General features: G+C 45.7%; 15 protein-coding genes. 1 reads left to right on the top strand and 14 read right to left on the bottom strand.

What is annotated here, in order from left to right:
• Positions 1–10: 10 nt before the first annotated feature.
• The 6 genes from ACLTD4_RS09185 to ACLTD4_RS09160 form a co-directional block, all read right to left on the bottom strand.
• Entirely contained in the window at positions 11–2,374 is a 2,364-nt protein-coding gene (locus ACLTD4_RS09185; RefSeq protein WP_278837548.1) for a beta-galactosidase, read from the bottom strand.
• An 81-nt stretch (positions 2,375–2,455) separates the two neighbouring features.
• Positions 2,456–3,322, bottom strand: a complete 867-nt coding sequence (locus ACLTD4_RS09180) for a carbohydrate ABC transporter permease (protein WP_278837549.1) — start codon at positions 3,320–3,322, stop codon at positions 2,456–2,458.
• A gap of 24 nt (positions 3,323–3,346) precedes the next feature.
• The gene (locus ACLTD4_RS09175; protein WP_278837551.1) at positions 3,347–4,279 is read right to left on the bottom strand and encodes an ABC transporter permease; all 933 of its coding nucleotides are present in this window, start codon (positions 4,277–4,279) and stop codon (positions 3,347–3,349) included.
• A 78-nt stretch (positions 4,280–4,357) separates the two neighbouring features.
• Entirely contained in the window at positions 4,358–6,031 is a 1,674-nt protein-coding gene (locus ACLTD4_RS09170; RefSeq protein ID WP_412329983.1) for an extracellular solute-binding protein, read from the bottom strand.
• A gap of 242 nt (positions 6,032–6,273) precedes the next feature.
• Complete coding sequence (locus ACLTD4_RS09165; protein ID WP_278837658.1) at positions 6,274–8,061, bottom strand: FAD-dependent oxidoreductase; 1,788 nt, start codon at positions 8,059–8,061, stop codon at positions 6,274–6,276.
• Positions 8,062–8,184: 123 nt separating this feature from the next.
• Complete coding sequence (locus ACLTD4_RS09160; protein WP_412331254.1) at positions 8,185–9,858, bottom strand: extracellular solute-binding protein; 1,674 nt, start codon at positions 9,856–9,858, stop codon at positions 8,185–8,187.
• A 297-nt stretch (positions 9,859–10,155) separates the two neighbouring features.
• Here ACLTD4_RS09160 and ACLTD4_RS09155 point away from each other — a divergent pair, with 297 nt between their 5' ends.
• Positions 10,156–11,514 (top strand): transposase, encoded by a 1,359-nt coding sequence (locus ACLTD4_RS09155; RefSeq protein WP_195521993.1) that lies wholly within the window; start codon positions 10,156–10,158, stop codon positions 11,512–11,514.
• Between the two features lie 15 nt (positions 11,515–11,529).
• On the opposite strand, the gene ACLTD4_RS09150 is transcribed toward ACLTD4_RS09155, so the two are convergent.
• From ACLTD4_RS09150 to ACLTD4_RS09115, 8 genes are all read right to left on the bottom strand, one after another.
• Positions 11,530–11,694, bottom strand: coding sequence for a hypothetical protein (locus tag ACLTD4_RS09150; RefSeq protein WP_412329986.1), 165 nt, complete (start codon positions 11,692–11,694; stop codon positions 11,530–11,532).
• Positions 11,695–11,717: 23 nt separating this feature from the next.
• Entirely contained in the window at positions 11,718–14,006 is a 2,289-nt protein-coding gene (locus ACLTD4_RS09145; RefSeq protein WP_278837023.1) for a helix-turn-helix domain-containing protein, read from the bottom strand.
• A 140-nt stretch (positions 14,007–14,146) separates the two neighbouring features.
• Positions 14,147–15,598 (bottom strand): sulfatase-like hydrolase/transferase, encoded by a 1,452-nt coding sequence (locus ACLTD4_RS09140; protein WP_278837025.1) that lies wholly within the window; start codon positions 15,596–15,598, stop codon positions 14,147–14,149.
• 15 nt (positions 15,599–15,613) lie between these two features.
• Positions 15,614–17,008, bottom strand: a complete 1,395-nt coding sequence (locus tag ACLTD4_RS09135) for an ABC transporter substrate-binding protein (RefSeq protein ID WP_278837027.1) — start codon at positions 17,006–17,008, stop codon at positions 15,614–15,616.
• 30 nt (positions 17,009–17,038) lie between these two features.
• Positions 17,039–17,863, bottom strand: a complete 825-nt coding sequence (locus tag ACLTD4_RS09130; protein WP_278837029.1) for a carbohydrate ABC transporter permease — start codon at positions 17,861–17,863, stop codon at positions 17,039–17,041.
• A 12-nt stretch (positions 17,864–17,875) separates the two neighbouring features.
• Positions 17,876–18,775, bottom strand: coding sequence for a carbohydrate ABC transporter permease (locus ACLTD4_RS09125; protein WP_412331253.1), 900 nt, complete (start codon positions 18,773–18,775; stop codon positions 17,876–17,878).
• Between the two features lie 63 nt (positions 18,776–18,838).
• Positions 18,839–19,462: a bifunctional 4-hydroxy-2-oxoglutarate aldolase/2-dehydro-3-deoxy-phosphogluconate aldolase gene (locus ACLTD4_RS09120; protein WP_278837032.1), complete on the bottom strand. Its 624-nt coding sequence runs from the start codon at positions 19,460–19,462 to the stop codon at positions 18,839–18,841.
• A gap of 14 nt (positions 19,463–19,476) precedes the next feature.
• Positions 19,477–20,424: a sugar kinase gene (locus ACLTD4_RS09115; RefSeq protein WP_278837034.1), complete on the bottom strand. Its 948-nt coding sequence runs from the start codon at positions 20,422–20,424 to the stop codon at positions 19,477–19,479.
• Between the last annotated feature and the right edge of the window lie 13 nt (positions 20,425–20,437).

Raw genomic sequence — 20,437 nt, 5'->3', positions numbered from 1 at the left:
GAAAACATTGTTACGGCTCTGTATGAATCTCAAGGAACATCGTTTCTTCTGGTTTTATCGTGATGCTTGTGCCAGCATCCGTCCCCGTAAACTTATCCTTCAAGGATTGAATCGTCTTATCAGCGGAAATCTTTAAGTTAGCCGTGCTCTTTCCCAGGTTTACGATACTGACAGCGCAGGCATTCTCTCCGGTTGAAATCACGCGCCACATACAGCCGTCTGTGCCGATCTCATTGGTTTCCGCAATCCGAACCGCCGGAAGCTGCCCTTTTGCCCCAAGCAGCTCAAAGGCCTTATCCGCCATGACCTTGTAGTCCTGGCTGGAAACTCTGATGACAGAGCCTTTTCCCTGAGTTTGCAATGTCTGGCTTCTTTCTTTTCCATATTCATTCAACCTGAGGCTGGCGTCATCCATAATTACGGTCCCGCCCTGGTCTACGTAGGCCTGCAGCGCGCGAAACTCCGCGTCTGTCACATATTTTGTATCATGTACCAGGATCACGTTCCAGTTTGTATTCGGCTGGCTGTTGATGATATCCTCAGTTGCAAATCCTACCGGCACCCCTCTGAAGAAAAGCTTTTCATACATATACTGTTCATCTGTGATATGGTTTTTATCAATAATGCAACTCGTTTCCGAGTGGAACAGCCTTACAGGTTTTCTGGCTCTCTGAAACTTTACAATATCATCTGAAAACGCATTCAGCTCCATCATGGTCTGCGATACGGCATTCGCCACCCTCGGCTGCTGGTTCACGGAGAAGGCGTATCCGGGCTGTACCTTTGTCTTATAATGTCTCTCCGAAACTGATCCGTCGGATTCCCTGCACCAGAACCAGATTACGTTGGCATCCAGGCCCTGAATCGCCGACATCCAAAAAGCTGACCTTACATAATCCGGAGTCATTTCCATATCTCTATACTTCGTCGTTGTCAAAAAATGATTTTCCGAATTGAGATGCGGCTTCTCTGGCGAAACGGAATGCTCAAAGTCTGATGGCATGGATGACTGAACCCAGTTATAGACATACCGGTCTTCCCATTCCTCCGGCTCCTTTACCATAAGGCCTCTTTTTTCAATAGCCGCGTCGTCTCCGATAATTTCCGACATCTTAGTGATTTTTTCAAAATCCAGCCCATGTGTCCGGATGGTATCCATAAATTGTTTTGGGATGATTTTTACACTGGTTTTTGCGTTCTTATCCCGCGACAACACTCCATCATGCAGGAACTGAAGCCAGCCTGTGCAATTTTCCATGTGGAAGGTACAGTAATCATACCAGAAATTCGGATTTTCATCCTGCAGCGATGGCTTAAATGGCATCTCAAAACTTATTGCGTCAAAGCTTTCAAAGCTGCTGTTCCAGTTTTCATTCAGTTTTGCGATATCCTGATATCGTGTTTTAAGCCAATCGCGGAACTTTCTCATGGAATTGTCCGATAGTTTCCCTTCCGACGCCCCCTTTTTGCCTCCTGTCGTATACCAATTGACAGAAGAATACCAATGCGGTTCGTTTGCCAGGATATAACCCAATTCCAGGTTTCTGTTCTTATTCATAGGTACAATCCGGTCAAATATTTTGTTCCAGCAGTCCCGGACAATCGGGCTGTCGATATCATAGATCGTAAATGTAGAACCGCCCTGTAAAATTTCAGGATGTTTTTGTTTTATGTCTTCTGCGATTATTTTATGCCCGAACATATGGGAACCCAGTATATCCGACGGGCGGCTGAGTTCTTTTACCAGATCCTCATTAAAATTCCCTTTCACGTCGTTCAAGATATTAAAATCATTAAAGCTCTGGTTTATATGTCCCATAAAATCATTATTAAAATAATTATCGGTCTTCGGTTTCCATACATACGTAAATGGGAATACCGCCTGCCCATTCACGGTGAAATTATCCCCGTCCTTTTTTATATTGCTCCAGTCAATATCCGGAACGGGTTTTCGTGTTATCTTCCCCTCTATTGCATCCGTAAGCTCCGCAATCGAAGTGTCCAGCATCTTGTCAATTTCAGAAAGCTCAAACTCAGGCAGCTTCTCCGCCAAAGCGGCCGCTTTTGATTTTGTGGGATTAAAACCTTCATATAGCTTGATATTTATATCCACATTCGCTTTATCCCACTCGGCGCACTTCAGGTAATACTCCGCAAAATACACCGTGCTTTCTTCTCTGTGGACATCAATTTCCTTCGCCCTGGCCTGCTCCATCAGACCTTTTAATTGTTCGGTCTTTTTCAGAACATCCGCTTTATAGGTATGATACTGGCCTGTACCCTGGGCATAAGCCACTGGAGAGGGATTGATCGCCAGCGACAGCGTACACGCCAGGCAAATCATTGATATAACTGTGTTTTTCAATTTTCTCATGATTTTCTCCTTTTCCTCTATCGACTGCTTCCGTGTGCAATAGCCGCGTTTCCCAGCCATTCCGCCTTCCTATGATTGTGCTTATCCTTTTACCGCTCCAAGCATCGCGCCCTTCACGAAGTATTTCTGCAAAAACGGATATACGCATAAAACCGGAATGATCGCAACCATAATCGTTGCATATTTGACCACATCGCTCATATCCGCTACCTGGATGGATTCAATGCCCATCATCGTTTCTTCTGTCTGATTCTGAAGCAGGATTTCTCTCAAAAACAGCTGCAGGGGATACAAGTTGCGGTCCCTTAAATAAATAGAAGCCGGAAGCCACTGGTTCCAATGCGCCACGCCATAATACAATGCGATAACCGCCATAGTGGGTTTCGAAAGCGGTAAAATAATTCTGGTCAGGATATCCCAGTCATTCGCGCCGTCGATTTTTGCCGACTCCTCCAAGCTGTCGGGAATTGCCGCAAAGCCCGTTCTCATAATGATCAGGTTTGTAGTCGCAATCGCCCCCGGCAAAAGCTGCGTCCATATAGAATTGCCCAGAAGTTTATTAACCACGATATACGTCGGAATCAGCCCGCCGCCAAACTGCATGGTGAAGATAATGATTAGCAGCACCGTCTTCTTAATGTACAGATCCTTCCTCGTCAAAGCAAACGCGCCAAAAATCGTCATAATCATATTGATAAAGGTTCCTGTGATTACATAGAACAACGTATTGCGGTATCCGATGGTTACGGACGGGTTCCCCAGAACCAGCCTATACGCTTCCATGGAAAATCCCAGCGGCTTCAGCATAATCCCTCTCTGCTGCTGCAATAATACCGGATCGCTGAGCGATGAGAATAAAACATACAAAACCGGATACAGCGTCACAAGGCACAGCAGCACTAAAAATATGATCAATACAACATCAAATACGCCTAATTTTTTCTTCATTGCCTTTCATTCCTTTCTGTCCTTTTACCAAAGGCTTGTCTCATTCAGTTTTTTGCTCACGTTATTCGCAATCACAAGCAAAAGAACATTGATGACCGAATTGAACAGCCCCACCGCCGCTGAATAACTGTAATTAGCATTTAGCAAACCGTTTCGATAAACAAAGGAAGAAATTACATCCGCCCTGTCAAAAATAGCCGGATTGTACAGCAGGACAATCTTCTCCCATCCAACCGACATGATGCGTCCTATCCTCATAATCAGCAGCGTCACGATTGTAGGCGTAATTCCTGGAATTGTAACATTTAATATCTTCTTCAGCCGGCCGGCGCCGTCAATATCGGCAGCCTCATACAGATCAACTGAAATATTGCTTAAGGCGGCAAGATAAATAATCGTTCCCCAGCCAATATTCTGCCAAATACCGCTTACGACATAGATTGGCGCAAAAAACGAACCCACATTTAACAAGTTTTTTGCTTCTCCGCCAAAAAATGTGATGATATTATTGATAACTCCATCCGTAGCCACCATATCGACGACGATACCCGCCATGACTACCGTCGAGATAAAATGAGGCATATAAGTAACTGTCTGCACCACTTTTTTGAATTTCTTCTGGCGCAGTTCATTCAATAAAATCGCAAGCAGCAGCGGCGCGGGAAAGCCAAAAAGCAAGCTGGAAAAGCTGATTGTCACAGTATTCCTCAGCAAGTCCCAAAAATAATAACTGGATACAAAGGTCCTGAAGTGCTCAAGGCCAACCCAGGCGCTCCCAAGTATCCCCCGCGCCGGCCGATAATCCTTAAATGCAATCAGCAAACCGCCCATCGGCAGATAGTGAAAAATAAAATAATACAAAAGCACCGGAACCAGCAGCCAATATATGATTTTATGCCTTTTATAATCTTTTACCAACTTGCTGGCAAGTGATCCTTTTTTCTTTCCTGTCTCCATACCGAAATCTCCTTACTATGTACAGAAAAGGCGCTAACAGCACTATCTACCCTCAGCACCTTTTCCATCTTTTTTTCTTTATCTTGCTAAATAACGATCTAAGGCGGCTTGCTGAATCTCCGTTGCCCGTCCGACCTTCATAGACTCCAGCGTCTTTATGAACTTATCATAATCATCCAGAGGCGCAATCCCCATAATAAACTTGGCCGACATTTCATTCACATACGTTTCGACGTCACCCATGATTTTGCTGAATTCATCATTTTCGTCAGCGGTCATGGTCATCTCGTCCGGCATGACATAGTCAAAATCCGTGTGATCCGTCCACACAGACCAGCCCTTCTGCTGTCTCTCATCCTGATACATAAGCGACTGCATCTCCCAATCCCATACCATGGCAGTATCCCTTAACAGATACTGCCTCATCACTTCTTCGGGAGAAAGGCCATTTGGATTGTTGGTCACAAATTCCGTCTGCTTCTTCTTTCCCTCTTCGTCAACGTAATACGTGTCCTCATACCGCTCATCTCCCATGGTTCCCCAAGATATTTCCTGAATTCCTTCCGGGCTGTACAGGTAGTCTAACCACTTAATAACGGTAAGCGGATCCTCAGCGTCCGCGGAAATATAGCACGGCGTTTGGTTGAAGTTGGTTACATAATGGCGGAAATGCGTCTGGTCGCCTTCTTTTAATACCGGATAAGGCGCCGGAACCGCTTCCATCTCCTCTTTTCCATGCTGCACTGATACCAATGGCAGCCGGATGACACTGCTGATATGCAGGAGACCAGCTCCCATTTCTCCTGCGTCAAAGTCGTTGCGAACCTCTTTATTCTGGACTTTTGACAAAAAATCCGGATCCAGCCAGCCATTTTGATACCATTTATGGAACAGGGTCAAAAATTCTTTGTAGCCTTCCTGCATAGGACCGAATTTTGCGGTACCGTTTTCATCCATAAATCTCGAACCCGCAGGCACGCCGTAGGCTCCTGAAAACGCATTGTACAGCCCGGCGAATTTATTGTCACATCCAAAACTGAAGGGAATTCTTACTCCCATCTCCTTAAACGCCGCAAGCATCTCTTCCCAGTCCGCAATCGTCTCCGGGATATCCAGCCCGGCTTTATCCAGCAGGGTCTTATTTACCATCGGTCCCTGAAATGGCAGCCCCCGCATCTCCTCAGCCGGAATAATCGAGCCAAAATACGCCAATATTCCGTCATCGGTATAGGCTCCCCGTCTCAAATCCTCATCACTGTTAATAAACGCCATAAAATTCGGAGCGTTCTCTTCAATTAGCTTAGTCGCATCCAAAAGAACCCCGTCCGCAACAGCTGCGGACACCCCGCCCCGATATTTTTGCTTAAAGTTAAAGCGCATTAAATCCGGCAGATTATCGCCAGAGGCGAGAAGCAGATTCATCTGTTCCAGTTCCTGTCCCACGGGCGGGTTGATATATTCTACGAAAACGCCCGTCTGTTCCTCCAGGCGCTTAGCTGCCGGATGGTCGTTATGGTCCGTCATCGCTTTGGCGGTGAAGGCATGAATCGGCAGCCAGTAACTGAATGTTTTTTTATCCCCCGAGGCAGTAGTCTGCTCTGTTTCACCTGCCGCGCCGCCCTGTGAAGATGATTCCGCACCGCCGCTTTCCTGCTTTGGCGTGTCTTTTGCCGTTGAGCAGGCTGATAATCCGCAAACCAGGCTGGCGGTCAGTAACAGGCTCGTGGCTGTCTTTTTGAATTTCTTCTTCATTTTCTTTCTCCTCTTCTTTTTTTTATTTACAGCGTTGCCAATACGCTTCCATAACCGCACTATACCATGGCTGAATTTTTCTTTCAACACCGTGACCCGTTTGCCTTTTTTCATAAAGAGCCGATTGTCTTTATATTAATTTAATCTTTATTTAGGATTTATTCATATTTTATATCCTGCCATCTCCCTTCTATCGGGCAAATCGTCTCTTTTTTCCACGTCGTCTCTTTTTACGCCTCCATTTATGAATACATCCCAACCTCAAATACACGCGCGTGCCTGTCTCCATATGTTTCCAACACTGTGAGTCTCATCCTGGTTACAGGCGTCTTACAATCAACCTTATGTTTCCGAAAACGGTGTATGTTATCATTTTCCTCGATATGAAACGCCGGCGTCTCCCCGCGGTACAGGTCAATGCGGTATTTTTTCACCAGCTCCGCCGGCATGTCCCTGGGCTGCCTCTCCCGCGTCCTGTTGACCAGGGTTGTGTTCAGCGTATCGGTCAGATTTGAATCGAATTTGATATGGATTTCCTTGACCGCCGCTTCTTTGTTCAGTGTAAATTCAATCCAGTTGCCAGCTTCGCCCAGTTCTTGAGAAATCCACGCATTGCATACTCCGTCGATGTTCCTCGCATAGCCGTTGATTGTCTTTTCCGGTTCCGCCCCCGGCGTAAAGCTTGAGGCTGCTATGTGCCCCAACGCGTTCCTGCACAAATCTTCCTCGTCTTCCTTTTGAATTCCCGGAAGAAAACAGTCGTCCCTGATCAATGCCTGCTGCAGATCCTTGAGATGCAGCTTTCCCAGCTCCCGGGGCGTCATATGTTTTTCCGCCGCCATGGCCGCCGCTGTGCCGATGGCCTCCCCGATCACCCCGCAGGTTGCGATCACACGGGTGGACGACATCGCCATATGGCTCACGCTCAAAGCCCGTCCGCCCACATACAGATTGTCTATATTCCGGCTGTAGACGCAGCGGTAGGGAATGGTGTAGATGTCCTTAATCGGAAGCCACTTGGTTCCCTCCTCTGATTCTCCTTTTGCGGTAATGCCTCCTACCGTATGGTTATCCATCGTCCAGCCGCCATATGCAATCGCGTCCTGAAAACGTCTTCCTTCATATACGTCATTTTCATTTAATACATAATCACCCACAATTCTCCTTGACTCTCTTCTCCCCGGCACGGAACAAATCCAGTCCAGCGCGAGATGATCCGCATCGTATTCGCCGCAATTTTTTATGTAGTCAAATACTCCGAGCGCCCATTTATACAATTCATCGCGGATAGATTCGCTGTCCTCTATCACCGCGAGTTCCGCCCCTCCAAGTTCCACCCACCAGTATCCATGGTTAAGCATCGCTATTTTTCTTGCTCCTAATTGTTCCTTCGTAAAGGTATAGGCCCATTCCGGTTTATGAAACTCAACCTTCCTTCCCATATCGACCGTCGTAAACATAACCGTACTTCCCATGGTACATAAATCCGCGGTTTCTGGCGCATGAGGCTCTCCATACTGCCGCCGCGCTTCGCGCCCGATCGTCCAATCCGCTCCGCTTTCATATGCTAAAGCAGCGTCCCCTGTTGTGTCTGCAAAAATTTTTGCCTGGAACGTATACATGGTTTCTGTGGTATACTGCATGGCCTGTATCGAGTCTATTCTTCCTTCCCGTACCTCAGACGCCCAGAAATGTGTGTTCAAATACAGATCCAGGCCGGCCTGTCTGTTTACCATGCTCCAAAGCACCATGTCCTGTACGTGAAATGAGTTTTGCGGATTTTCCTTCTTGACCTCATGTAAAATCTCTCTGATAATCCCTGTTTCCTGCAGGTCCTTCTTCCAGTTTCCATGCCGGCCCGCCCCATTGATATTGACCTTTATCTCGGAACTGGCATTTCCGCCAAGCACCGGCCGGTTTTGAATCAACGCCGTTTTCGCTCCGTGCCTTGCGGCTGCCAGCGCGGCGCAGACGCCGGAAATACCGCCGCCCACCACAACTACGTCATAGATTTTCTTACACTTTCTCATGATTTTTTCCTTTCCCTGAGCTATGTTCCCGGTTTCTCATCTTTTTAATCCGAACCCCGTCGTACTAGAAAAGGCACTAAGGGCACTATATACCCTCAGCGCCTCTTCCATCTTCCGTTTCCTTTATCTTGCGAAATAACGATCTAAAGCGGCTTGCTGAATCTCCGTTGCCCGTCCAATCTTCATAGACTCCAGCGTCTTTATGAACTTATCATAATCATCCAGAGGCGCAATCCCCATAATAAACTTGGCCGACATTTCATTCACATACGTTTCGACGTCACCCATGATTTTGCTGAATTCATCATTTTCGTCAGCGGTCATGGTCATCTCGTCCGGCATGACATAGTCAAAATCCGTGTGATCCGTCCACACAGACCAGCCCTTCTGCTGTCTCTCATCCTGATACATAAGCGACTGCATCTCCCAATCCCATACCATGGCAGTATCCCTTAACAGATACTGCCTCATCACTTCTTCGGGAGAAAGGCCATTTGGATTGTTGGTCACAAATTCCGTCTGCTTCTTCTTTCCCTCTTCGTCAACGTAATACGTGTCCTCATACCGCTCATCTCCCATGGTTCCCCAAGATATTTCCTGAATTCCTTCCGGGCTGTACAGGTAGTCTAACCACTTAATAACGGTAAGCGGATCCTCAGCGTCCGCGGAAATATAGCACGGCGTTTGGTTGAAGTTGGTTACATAATGGCGGAAATGCGTCTGGTCGCCTTCTTTTAATACCGGATAAGGCGCCGGAACCGCTTCCATCTCCTCTTTTCCATGCTGCACTGATACCAATGGCAGCCGGATGACACTGCTGATATGCAGGAGACCAGCTCCCATTTCTCCTGCGTCAAAGTCGTTGCGAACCTCTTTATTCTGGACTTTTGACAAAAAATCCGGATCCAGCCAGCCATTTTGATACCATTTATGGAACAGGGTCAAAAATTCTTTGTAGCCTTCCTGCATAGGACCGAATTTTGCGGTACCGTTTTCATCCATAAATCTCGAACCCGCAGGCACGCCGTAGGCTCCTGAAAACGCATTGTACAGCCCGGCGAATTTATTGTCACATCCAAAACTGAAGGGAATTCTTACTCCCATCTCCTTAAACGCCGCAAGCATCTCTTCCCAGTCCGCAATCGTCTCCGGGATATCCAGCCCGGCTTTATCCAGCAGGGTCTTATTTACCATCGGTCCCTGAAATGGCAGCCCCCGCATCTCCTCAGCCGGAATAATCGAGCCAAAATACGCCAATATTCCGTCATCGGTATAGGCTCCCCGTCTCAAATCCTCATCACTGTTAATAAACGCCATAAAATTCGGAGCGTTCTCTTCAATTAGCTTAGTCGCATCCAAAAGAACCCCGTCCGCAACAGCTGCGGACACCCCGCCCCGATATTTTTGCTTAAAGTTAAAGCGCATTAAATCCGGCAGATTATCGCCAGAGGCGAGAAGCAGATTCATCTGTTCCAGTTCCTGTCCCACGGGCGGGTTGATATATTCTACGAAAACGCCCGTCTGTTCCTCCAGGCGCTTAGCTGCCGGATGGTCGTTATGGTCCGTCATCGCTTTGGCGGTGAAGGCATGAATCGGCAGCCAGTAACTGAATGTTTTTTTATCCCCCGAGGCAGTAGTCTGCTCTGTTTCACCTGCCGCGCCGCCCTGTGAAGATGATTCCGCACCGCCGCTTTCCTGCTTTGGCGTGTCTTTTGCCGTTGAGCAGGCTGATAATCCGCAAACCAGGCTGGCAGTCAGTAATAGACTCATGGCTGTCTTTTTGAATTTCTTCTTCATTTTGTTTCTCCCTTCTTTATGTTTTTACCAATATGCTTCCATAACCGCACTATACCATGACTGATTTTTCCTTTCAATATCATGACCCGTTTGCCATTTTTCATAAAGAATCGATTATTTTAATATTAATTTATTCTTTATTAACTCAACTTTCCCAGCTTGAAAACCGCTGCTAAAGCAGCGTATTCAAGCCAAACAACGATTTATTTATGATTATTGACATAAAATATGCGCCAATCTTTGGTATAATAAGAGTGCGAACCGTCACCATACCAAACAAGAAAGGCGCATACTCTTATGATAAACTATAATGACCATTTTGACCATACCGAAAATCAATTTTTTACTGCAATAAAAGAACTTAAGCTTGGCATGCTTCTCCGTCAATCAAATATAACCAAATCCTGTGGCATTCCAGCACTTAAGGTGTTTGAGTTTCTCCTCCTGCTCGTGTTTCAGGGGAAGAACTTGTTCCAATTCCTTAACTCTAAGCGGAGAGAACAGGCCGTTTCTAAAAATACTTATTATCGCTTTTTGAATGATACTTCCTATAATTGGAGGAAATTTCTGGTTTTACTGGCGGCCAGAGTGATATCTGCCTTTACTCAGTTAACCAGACCAGAGCGCATTCGCGTCTTTGTTTTGGATGATTCCGTTATTAAGCGCAATCGCAGTAAACAAGTGGAACTTCTTGCCAGAGTTTATGATCATGTGGAGCATAAATTTCAAAAAGGATTCACGCTTCTGACGCTTGGCTGGTCCGACGGCTATAGTTTTCTCCCGGTTGGTTTCAACATGCTTTCTTCTGCCAAGAAGAAAAACCGTTATCAGGAGATATCTGACTCAATCGATCGCCGTACCAATGGCTATAAAAACCGAAATGAAAGTCTGATGGCAAAGCCACAAGCTGCTGTTTTGCTGTTGAAACGTGCACTTAACGCAGGAATTCATGCGGATTATGTTCTGATGGATTCCTGGTTTACTACTGAACCCATGCTCAAAGAGCTCCAGGGCATTGGTCTTGATGCGATTGGAATGGTAAAACAGCTAAAACAGCGATATCTTTATCAGGGGAAATCCTATACTCTGCCACAGCTGCGTAAGTTTATGCGGCATGAAAATGCAGTCAATATCTTTGGCTCTGTTCTGGTTCATACCCGGGATGGAATTCCAGTAAAAATCGTGTTCATTCGTAATCGGAACAAGAAAAGTGAATGCCTGTATCTGTTAAGCACCGATTGTAGTTTGAACGAAAGTGAAATTGTACGGATTTATGGAAATCGATGGTCGATCGAATGCTTTTTTAAAGCTACAAAATCCTTGTTGAAACTGGGAACAGAATTCCAAAGCCGCAGTTACGACGCGATAGTGAGTCATACAACCATTGTATTCACCAGATATATTCTACTGGAATGGATACGCAGGAATCAAAATGACCAAAAAACCTATGGTGAATTATTCTACCTGCTCTGTGAAGATATACAGGATATGGATTTAACCACCTCCCTGACGAGCCTCATGGCTCTATTTGTGGAGCAATTAAGCAATCTGTCTATTGGAATCACAGCGATTATAAAAAGTAAAGTAAACGATTGGATGCAATCCCAAGCCACATATATTCAGGCTTTATTTGGAAATCTGTGCTGGGAAAGTTGAGTTATTAAGATTTATTCATATTTTATATCCTATCGTCTCCCCTGTATTGGGAAAATCGTTTCTTTTTTCCACGTCGTCTCTTTTTGCACTTACAGGCATTTTACACTCGATCTTATGCTGGTCAATGCGGTATTTTTTCACCAGCTCCGCCGGCATGTCCTTGTACTGCCTTTCCCGCATCCCAGAAAATTCCTTTCTCTGAGCTATTTTTCCGGTTTCTCATCCTTTTTGTCCACCCCACCCCCTCGGTCGCTTATGGTCGGACAAAAGCTACTTCTGTATTTCCCGGGAGTAATCCCCTCATACCGTTTAAAGACACGGATAAAAACATCGGAATTGATATATCCGCATTCTTCCGCAATCACTTTGATCGTATAGTTTTTATCCTCGAGCATTTCTTTTGCTTTTTTGAGACGCAGAAGATGAATATAATTTGATATATTTACTCCCCGCTCTTTTTTAAAACGCTTGGATAACGTGGTCACCTCCATTCCAAATTCATCCGCTATCATTCCTACCGACAGGCTGTCTGAACAGAAATGAGCCTCAATATATTTTTCCACCTCCGAGCTGAAGTCATTGGCGCAAATTTCACAATCGGATTCCGCCAAAATCCGCATCACATTCACAATAACTCTCTTCAGTTCTTTTATACTCTGCTCATTCTTCAGGCTGGAATAAATATCATTTATATACTCATTGTGCTCCGCGTCCTCCGCCAGTTCACGCATGATACTGTCAAGAATACAATATAGTTTGCATTTGATTTCCAGTGTGTTATTGGAAAATGATTCTTTCAGGATGAGAAACAGGTTGTTTAAAATCACTTCCGCATTTTTATAATTATTCTCGCTGAGCGCATTCCTGAAATTTTCTTCATACTGATAATATTTACTGTATTTTTTATTCTGACTCCCGTGATATTCATGATATTCTTTAAAATTGACGTTTTCCAGCAGACACTGCTCCATCGCCTCCAAAGTTTCGTTATATGCCATCCGCAGTTGAAAATAACTTTCCTTCTGTTTGCTCAGGGTACAAATCATACTTTCTTTTTGCAGCATCTTATTAAATGCATACAGATGATCAATCATCTGATCATCCTCTATAGAAAATGTGTCGTGATTCAGCACAAGTATCAGCATCCCTTTATAAACAAAAGGATATATCACCATGTGATCCTTATAAACCGTCTCCATATATTGTTTTATACGGGCGCGCATCGTCTCATACTGTTCCGCCCTGTGAGCCGCTTCGCTGGGTATCATCTGATTAAACAGCATAATTCTGCTGTTTGGGAAAGGGAAGGTGACATGATAATCTTCTAAAAGATTCGTATATGCGTCCTTATCTTCAATATTCTGGGTTAACAAACGCACCAGAAAATACTGCTGCAGATAGGCCTCACTGCTTTCCAGCGAATTTTGCAGGCTCTCCCTGTCCCTCAGCAGCTTGGTGACAATTTCCTGCACCGCGCCAAAGATATTCGGCTGATTCACCTGCAGCTGTTCCTCACCGAGTAAGGCCATCGTGGTTGCAATAGAATTATACTCTCTCATGCGCAGCATCCTAAATACCAGAATGGTCGAGATAATCAGCAGAGCCACGAACACAAGGATCAAAAGATTTATCCAATTGGTAGGTTTTGAAATGTGTGCGGAATCCATAACTAAAATATATTGCAGCCCTGTTATCTCCGAAAAATCCGTATAACAATAATAATCATTATGACTATCGACTGAAAAATATTTATTATGACAAGGAACTTCCTGCTCCTTCAGAGTCTCATAAAAAGCCTTGTCGCTGACATACAAAGGAGTCCCCGTCTCCCGGTCAACAATAGAAATATAAGAAAAATCGCTGTTGTCAATTACCTGCCCCACCATGCGGTCCCATTCCATAGTATCCAGCTTCAGGATAAACTGGTATCCTTTATTCTTAAAAAAACTGCCTTTCATCGTATCAAAATAATAGATATTCTTTATCCCGCTCTCGTCATATGTGGTGAAAATACGAGAATTATAATTCTGCTTCAGAATTCTCCGGTAATCAGGAATTTCCGCCAGAAGCTGCTCATCCCAGAAGCTATAGAACCTGTCCAAATAGTAATAGCCCCCGGAGTGTATCATAAGCTGGTCCGGAAGATAAATCATATAATCCTGTATCAGGCTGTCTGCCAAAATCACCTTAGATAACTGCTCATTTACCTGAACGATGTCAAAGATCTGTTTGGCGTCCATCCTTCCTTCCGAAAAATCTATGTCAACCAGCTTTTCCTCCTGCTGAACATAGACATTACAACGTTGGAATTCTTTTAATTTACTGTCAACCTCCGATTGGAACTGCCTGACAATAATCTGATTGGCGGTTATGATTTCGGATTTAACCAGATAAGTCCCCAAAAAACACAAAATCATGATAACTGAAAAAGGAACAATCAATATCATAATATAGTATCCCATTAATGTCATATACCAGCTGTTTTTTTTCATATCCATCCCTCTCCCCAATCCAAAATGACGTCAAAGCCGGGAATTTCCTTCATGGCCCTGACGCTGTTTTGGAACTGCCAGACTGGCAGCACACGATTCATGATGATATTAACATGCCCAATACTTAAAATCCGCTTGTACTAATATTGCAGCCTCAGCTCCGGATATGCAGGCGCTCCAATCTTTCCTGCCGGCGGCAAGTCCTCCAGCTGATCCGTCAAATAGTCCCCCGTCTCTTTCATGTGTGCCAATACCTTCTGTTTCAGCCTGTTTTTTATCTCCTGATGATAACAATCATCAGAAAGATTGTTCATTTCGTATGGATCATTTTCCAAATCATACAGCTCATCAATATCCTGGGGCACAAAGCTGTATTTGTACCGCTCCGTACGGATTGTACGGATCTCAAAGCTATGCCCATTATACTTATAGTAATTGCTGTAAACCTCCTGGGATCTGCCTGCCTCCGCAAGGGTCCGCAAATCCTGTCCATTCTCGCAGCCGCTTCCCGCAATACGGAAAAACGTCTGCGCGATATCCAATGTATTGCAAAACAGCCCGGACTCAGCCGCCGGCTGCGAACCGTTTAAATCCTCACACATCAGAAGCGGAGTTTTTATCACTTCTTCATAGAAATACGCGCCCTTATCAAACCGGCCGTGCGCGCCCGCCATCTCACCATGGTCAGCCGTGAAGATCACTCTTGTTTTCCGCCCTCCGGAGCACTCCTTTGCCTTATCTAATATCTGCCCAATAAAGTGGTCCATCATGGTAATAGAACCATAATACGCCCGGATCGTCTTCTGCCATTCTTTTTTATCAAAGTGGTTTGCCGCAACGGTCGGCCACCATGTCCGGTTCTGAAACCATGGCTTATTCTCAAACCTGTCTCCCATATTCTCGGGAAGCGGGATGTCCACATCATCATACATACTGTAAAAAGGTTCCGGATTACAGTTTGGAAAATGCGGGCCCACAAGGGACGCTGTCAGGCACCAGGGTTTCCCCTGGTTTCTTTCCAGGAAATCAAGGGTTTTTTGTGTCACCCGATATTCGAACCGCTTTTCTATGGAATCCAGTTTCCCATAAAACGGCGGATACATATCCTCTGACTTTTTTGCTTTTTTTATATCTTCAAGACCTTTCAGCTGCCCTCTTTCCGTAACCGGGGGTTCGGGGATTCTGGTTTTATGCCGCTCACGGTCGCCCTCAACCCGGCAGAGGTCAAACTCGACTTCCTTATCAGTGGACTGCCAGTCCAATCCCAGATGCCATTTACCGAAATATCCTGTTTTTCTTCCGCTGTCTCTCATCGCGTCCAGCCAGGTGACTGCCGAATTGGGCAGATACTCCTGCCTGGAACCGCCCACATCACAGTTATCAATGATGCCGCTCTGATGCGGATACAAGCCTGTCATGATACTTCCGCGGGCCGGCGTACAAAGCGGGCAGACGGAATAGCTGTTCTTATAAAAAGTTGATATCTGAGAAAGACGGTCCAGATTCGGCGTTTTTACAATTTCATGCCCACGAAATCCAAGACAGTCAGCTTTCCATTGATCCGTAAAAATAAATAAGACATTCTCCTTCATATAAGTTCCCCTTTTTTAATCCCCTGAAATAGCTTTGTCACCACGCTTTTTTATATTTTCGATTGTAGTTTTCAAATCCTGTTCATCTACCAGATATTTTTCAACCTCTTCCATATAAACCTTCTCATATGCCACATTGTTCGGTCCCATTATCTTTTCGCCTACGAAAACTGTCTTTTCATTCGTAAACACATCCAATAAGCTTTCCAAAGTGATGCCATCATCCTCTAAAGCTTTGGCGGCTTCCACAAACAAAAGATCCTGTGGCACCGTACGTGAAGCTGATTCTGTCGTATCAGCATATTTTGCGGAAAGTTTAACTAAATCCATAGCAATTTCAAAAGACAGCTCCGGTTCGGGCGCGGAAATTGGAATGCCGAATCCATTTACGATCCCCCATGTCTTTGTCGTTGTTCCCGCGTCAACCGGCATAGGCGCAACGCCAACTTTCCAATCACGCGGATTGGCCTCTCTGTCCATAACCCAGCTTAAATTCCAGCCGCCTCCAATTGCCATGCCATATCTTCCATTTAGGAAATCTGTTGGTGAGGTTTTAGAAGTTTTTGCATTTGCATGTGTTGGAGTAGAGCCATCCTCATGCATCATCTTATGTAATCTCTCCATAGACCTCGCAAATGCGGGATTGTCAATATTGGATAATCCCTCTTCATTATAAAAATGCTCGCCTCCGCCCAGTTCCATAATTGCATCGCCATAAGAGAATGTTCCCCAAGGAAGATAAAACGCGCCATATATTTTATCCGCGCCTTCCCCTTGTGTAATTCGCTTTGCAACCTCGGCATATTCATCCCAGGTCATCGGAATCTCCGGATCCGGATATGGCTCGCCCGCTGCATCAAAAACAGCCTTGTTGTAAGTAATGACCCACCGGGTAATATTGTGAGGAACCGTGAAAATCTGGCCGTTGTTCATCGCATTCTCCACATAGGGACCAAATTCTTTTTCGTAATCCACACCCGCTGCCTGAATGATATCGTCCAGGGGCTGAATCATCCCGGAGTCCACATATTGCTGCTGCAGGATCGGGTTTGCCACAATAATCAAATCAACGGGATTGCCGCCTGCAATTTCCACGGGAACCTTCGTGTTAAAGTCCGCATCTCTGCCACGGAAATCAAACTCAATATCCTGATACTTATCCAGAGCCTTGATTTCATCCATAGCGCTCTTCATTTTCTGCTCTTCATCCATGCCGTTTAAATAGATGACTACTTTTCTTTTCTCCGCCGAAGCACCTTTTGCTGCTCCGCTCTGATCTGCCTCCGATGCAGCCTGCGTCTTTCCTCCATTTTCCGAAGCAGGCGACGGCTGCGCCCCTCCTCCTCCGCAGCCTGCCAATGCAGCCGCAGCCATGACCGATGCCAGCAGTACACTTAATGTCTTTTTCATGAAATTACTCCCCTTTCATTTTTATTTTTTTTAACCCTTCACGCCGGAAAGGGCGATGCCCTGGATAAAATGTTTCTGTGCAATCAGATATGCGAAAACAATCGGAATTAGCGCTAATGTCGCGCCTGCCATCTGCACGGAAAAATTGGCGGAATACTGACCCTTAAAGCTTGCGATTCCAACGCTCAGCATCTGCTTCATCGGGTCTTGTATATAAATCAATGGCCCCATGTATTCGTTCCAGCCCCATGTAAATGCCAAAATAAAGAGCGCAACCAATTGTGATTTTGCCAACGGCATGATGATGCGGAAGAAAATCCCGTATTCACCGGCTCCGTCTATGCGGGCAGCCTCGATCAGTTCGTCCGGCATACTGGTGAAAAACTGTTTCATCAAGAAAATCGCAAATGCATTAAACGACCACGGAAGGGCTACTGACAGCAAATTGTTAATCAATCCCAATTTTTTAAAAATCAGAAATTGAGGAATAATTCTGATTTGATTGGGAATCATCAGTGTGGCAATAAATACCGCAAAAATAATATTCTTTCCGGCAAACGGTAATTTTGCAAATGCGTAACCCGCAAAAGAGCTGAAAAACAAGACAAAAAACACAATGAGCGCCGTCACATAAAGTGTGTTTAAATACCATTGTAAAAATGGATATTCCGTAAACACCAATGCGTAATTCCCTTTATTGATGTTGGCTGGAATCCACTCAATAGGCATTTTAAAGACTTCCGCCTCATATTTAAACGAGGCCGATAACATCCAGGCAATCGGAAACATCATCACAATTCCAAAAATTGCCAATATGGCTGTCAGCATAATCTTACTTGCTTTCTTTTTTCTCATATCGCCACCCTCCTAATATTTAACCCATTTCTTCTCTCCCCAAAATTGGAAGGCCGTAACCACAAGCACAACACCGAAATATACCCATGCCTCCGCTGCCGCAAACCCCATCTTAAACTCCTGGAATGCCGACTGGTATATATGAAACACCATCGTATAAGACGACGTTCCCGGCCCGCCCGCCGTTAATATCTGTACTTCCTCAAACATTTTGAATGAATGGATGATATTGGTAATTAATAGGAAAAAAGTCGTTGGCGACACAAGCGGTATCGTAATTCTGAAAAATTGCTGAAACTTGCTGGCGCCATCAATGGAAGCTGCTTCGTAATAGCTTTGAGAAACCCCTTGCAGGGCCGCCAGATAAATAATAATGCAATACCCCACATTTTTCCAAATCGTAAAGATGGCTATCGTAGGCAATGCCCATTGGGTGCTGGTCGCCCACCCCGGCGTATTTTCTATTCCAATTGCTTTCAGAATCCCGTTGATCGGTCCAAATTCCGGATGAAACAGCGCTGAAAAAACCAGTGCCGCGGCTGTGGTGATTGCAATATAAGGCAAAAAATATACAACGCGAAGCGCTCCCTGCGCATAAATCTTTTGATTCAGCAAGGTTGCTACCAGCAGTGATAAGAACAATAATCCCGGCACCGCCATTACCGCAAGGATAACATTATTCCAAAAGCCACGAACAAAATACTCATTCTGGAATACATTCAGATAATTTTTCCAGCCAATAAACTGTGATTTTTCAGGCACAAACATATTCCAGTCCATAAAACTGATATATAAAGAATACAGCATTGGAAATGCCATAAATGCCATAAAGCCAATGATAGAAAAAGAAACAAACGAATACCCGATCAGATTTTCTTTCCTTCTTTTTTTTTCTTGCCAGCTTGCCGCCAACTGCCATATTCTGCATCCTGCCCGCTTTATTAATCATACAGGTTCTCCTTCCCTGCTGTACGCTCATTTTATTTTTTTCAATAAATCAGCAACAAAAGCCGCCGCCGTCTCCCAGTCCTCCTCCTCAACCGCTTTCGAGGGGAGAAGGTTGCTCCCAAGCCCCACGCTGTTAAAGCCCGCGTCAAAAAAGCTTCTGATATTTTCCGTATTAACTCCGCCGATTGCCATATATTCCGTCTGATCAAACGGGCCTTTCAGGCTTTTGATATAATCACGAGGCATCGACGCGGCAGGGAACAGCTTCAGCATGCTATAGCCATATTGCAGGCTTACGGCTATGTCCGTAGGGGTTAAAACCCCGGGAATCAGATCGATCCGATTTTTCTGGCAGTACTCCAGCACCTCAACCGGAGTTCCCGGCGTGAGCAGGAACCTGGCGCCGGCGTCTATCGCTGCCTTTGCCTTTTCCACGGTAATCGCCGTTCCGGCCCCCAGCATAATCTCGTCGCCAAAACGCTTGCGCAGCATACGGATTTGCTCCAGTCCATGCTTGGAATTAAGCGCCACCTCAAACAAGCTAACGCCGCCTTCCATTACCGCCTGCGCATAATCCGCCGTCTTTTCCAACGGCACGTTCCTCATGATTGCCAGTATTGGCTGTTTCTTTACAATCATTTTCATGTCCATACCTGTCTCCCCCTTTATCGGTATATATCTGCGTTTCCGGCAAGGATCCTGTTCATCTGCGCCAGGCTGGGGTATCCTTCTATATCCCCCGGGCTTTCCGTGGCCAGCGCGCCAGCGATATTTCCCATACGGCCGCAGGTGATCACATCGTTTCCCTTCAATATCCCCGTCAGGAAACCGGCATTAAACGCGTCTCCCGCGCCGATTGGTTCTATGCATCTGCAGGGATAAGGCGGGATAAAGTCCCGATGGGCGCCGTCCGCCACATAAGAACCATTTCCCCCATCCTTTACTGCCACATACTCCGCCTTTCCTTCTTTTAACAAATAATCAGCAATGCTTTTCTGTTCCCGCGTCCCAAACAGCGTCTCCGCCTCATCCAGGCCAAGCATCACGATCTGAGCGGACATGGCAATCTCTCTGAGCAATGGCGTATAGTCTGTTTCCCCCCATAATTTCCTTCGGATATTGGGATCAAAGCTGACGCTCAGATGGCGCTCCCGCGCCAACGCCAATGTATGCAAAACCATCTCGCGGCAGGAGTCGGAAAGCACGGGAGTAATGCCTGTCAGATGCAGAATCTTCGTATCTGACAGCATCTCTGCGCTGATATCCTGGGGGCATAAAAAGCTTGCCGCCGAATGACGGCGATAATAGTAAACCTTCGTCTCCCCCGCCCCTGATTCTTTGAACATGATGCCAGTGCTGTGATCCTGGTCAAAGAGCACGCCACTGGTGTCAACCCCCTCGCCGCGAATACTGTTGCGGATGAAATGACCGAATTCATCGTCTCCCAACCGTGAAATCCAGCCCACCTGCACTCCCAGCTTCGCCATGCCAATCGCCAAATTGCTTTCGGCTCCGGCAATGCGCATATTATAATCCGCTACATAACGCAGCGCCCCGGAGCGTTCCGGAACAAATGCCGCCATTGTCTCTCCAACTGTCACTAAATCATACATACTGCTCCTCACT

Source organism: Hungatella sp., from assembly GCF_046966825.1.
Note: the sequence above shows the minus strand (reverse complement) of the source record. Positions and strands in the feature narration are given on the sequence as shown.

Excerpts from the sequence above, each read along its gene's own strand:
- ACLTD4_RS09185 (WP_278837548.1), bottom strand. The coding sequence starts at position 2,374 with ATGAGAAAATTGAAAAACACAGTTATATCAATGATTTGCCTGGCGTGT.
- ACLTD4_RS09180 (WP_278837549.1), bottom strand. The coding sequence starts at position 3,322 with ATGAAGAAAAAATTAGGCGTATTTGATGTTGTATTGATCATATTTTTA.
- ACLTD4_RS09175 (WP_278837551.1), bottom strand. The coding sequence starts at position 4,279 with ATGGAGACAGGAAAGAAAAAAGGATCACTTGCCAGCAAGTTGGTAAAA.
- ACLTD4_RS09170 (WP_412329983.1), bottom strand. The coding sequence starts at position 6,031 with ATGAAGAAGAAATTCAAAAAGACAGCCACGAGCCTGTTACTGACCGCC.
- ACLTD4_RS09165 (WP_278837658.1), bottom strand. The coding sequence starts at position 8,061 with ATGAGAAAGTGTAAGAAAATCTATGACGTAGTTGTGGTGGGCGGCGGT.
- ACLTD4_RS09160 (WP_412331254.1), bottom strand. The coding sequence starts at position 9,858 with ATGAAGAAGAAATTCAAAAAGACAGCCATGAGTCTATTACTGACTGCC.
- ACLTD4_RS09155 (WP_195521993.1), top strand. The coding sequence starts at position 10,156 with ATGATAAACTATAATGACCATTTTGACCATACCGAAAATCAATTTTTT.
- ACLTD4_RS09150 (WP_412329986.1), bottom strand. The coding sequence starts at position 11,694 with ATGCGGGAAAGGCAGTACAAGGACATGCCGGCGGAGCTGGTGAAAAAA.
- ACLTD4_RS09145 (WP_278837023.1), bottom strand. The coding sequence starts at position 14,006 with ATGAAAAAAAACAGCTGGTATATGACATTAATGGGATACTATATTATG.
- ACLTD4_RS09140 (WP_278837025.1), bottom strand. The coding sequence starts at position 15,598 with ATGAAGGAGAATGTCTTATTTATTTTTACGGATCAATGGAAAGCTGAC.
- ACLTD4_RS09135 (WP_278837027.1), bottom strand. The coding sequence starts at position 17,008 with ATGAAAAAGACATTAAGTGTACTGCTGGCATCGGTCATGGCTGCGGCT.
- ACLTD4_RS09130 (WP_278837029.1), bottom strand. The coding sequence starts at position 17,863 with ATGAGAAAAAAGAAAGCAAGTAAGATTATGCTGACAGCCATATTGGCA.
- ACLTD4_RS09120 (WP_278837032.1), bottom strand. The coding sequence starts at position 19,462 with ATGGACATGAAAATGATTGTAAAGAAACAGCCAATACTGGCAATCATG.
- ACLTD4_RS09115 (WP_278837034.1), bottom strand. The coding sequence starts at position 20,424 with ATGTATGATTTAGTGACAGTTGGAGAGACAATGGCGGCATTTGTTCCG.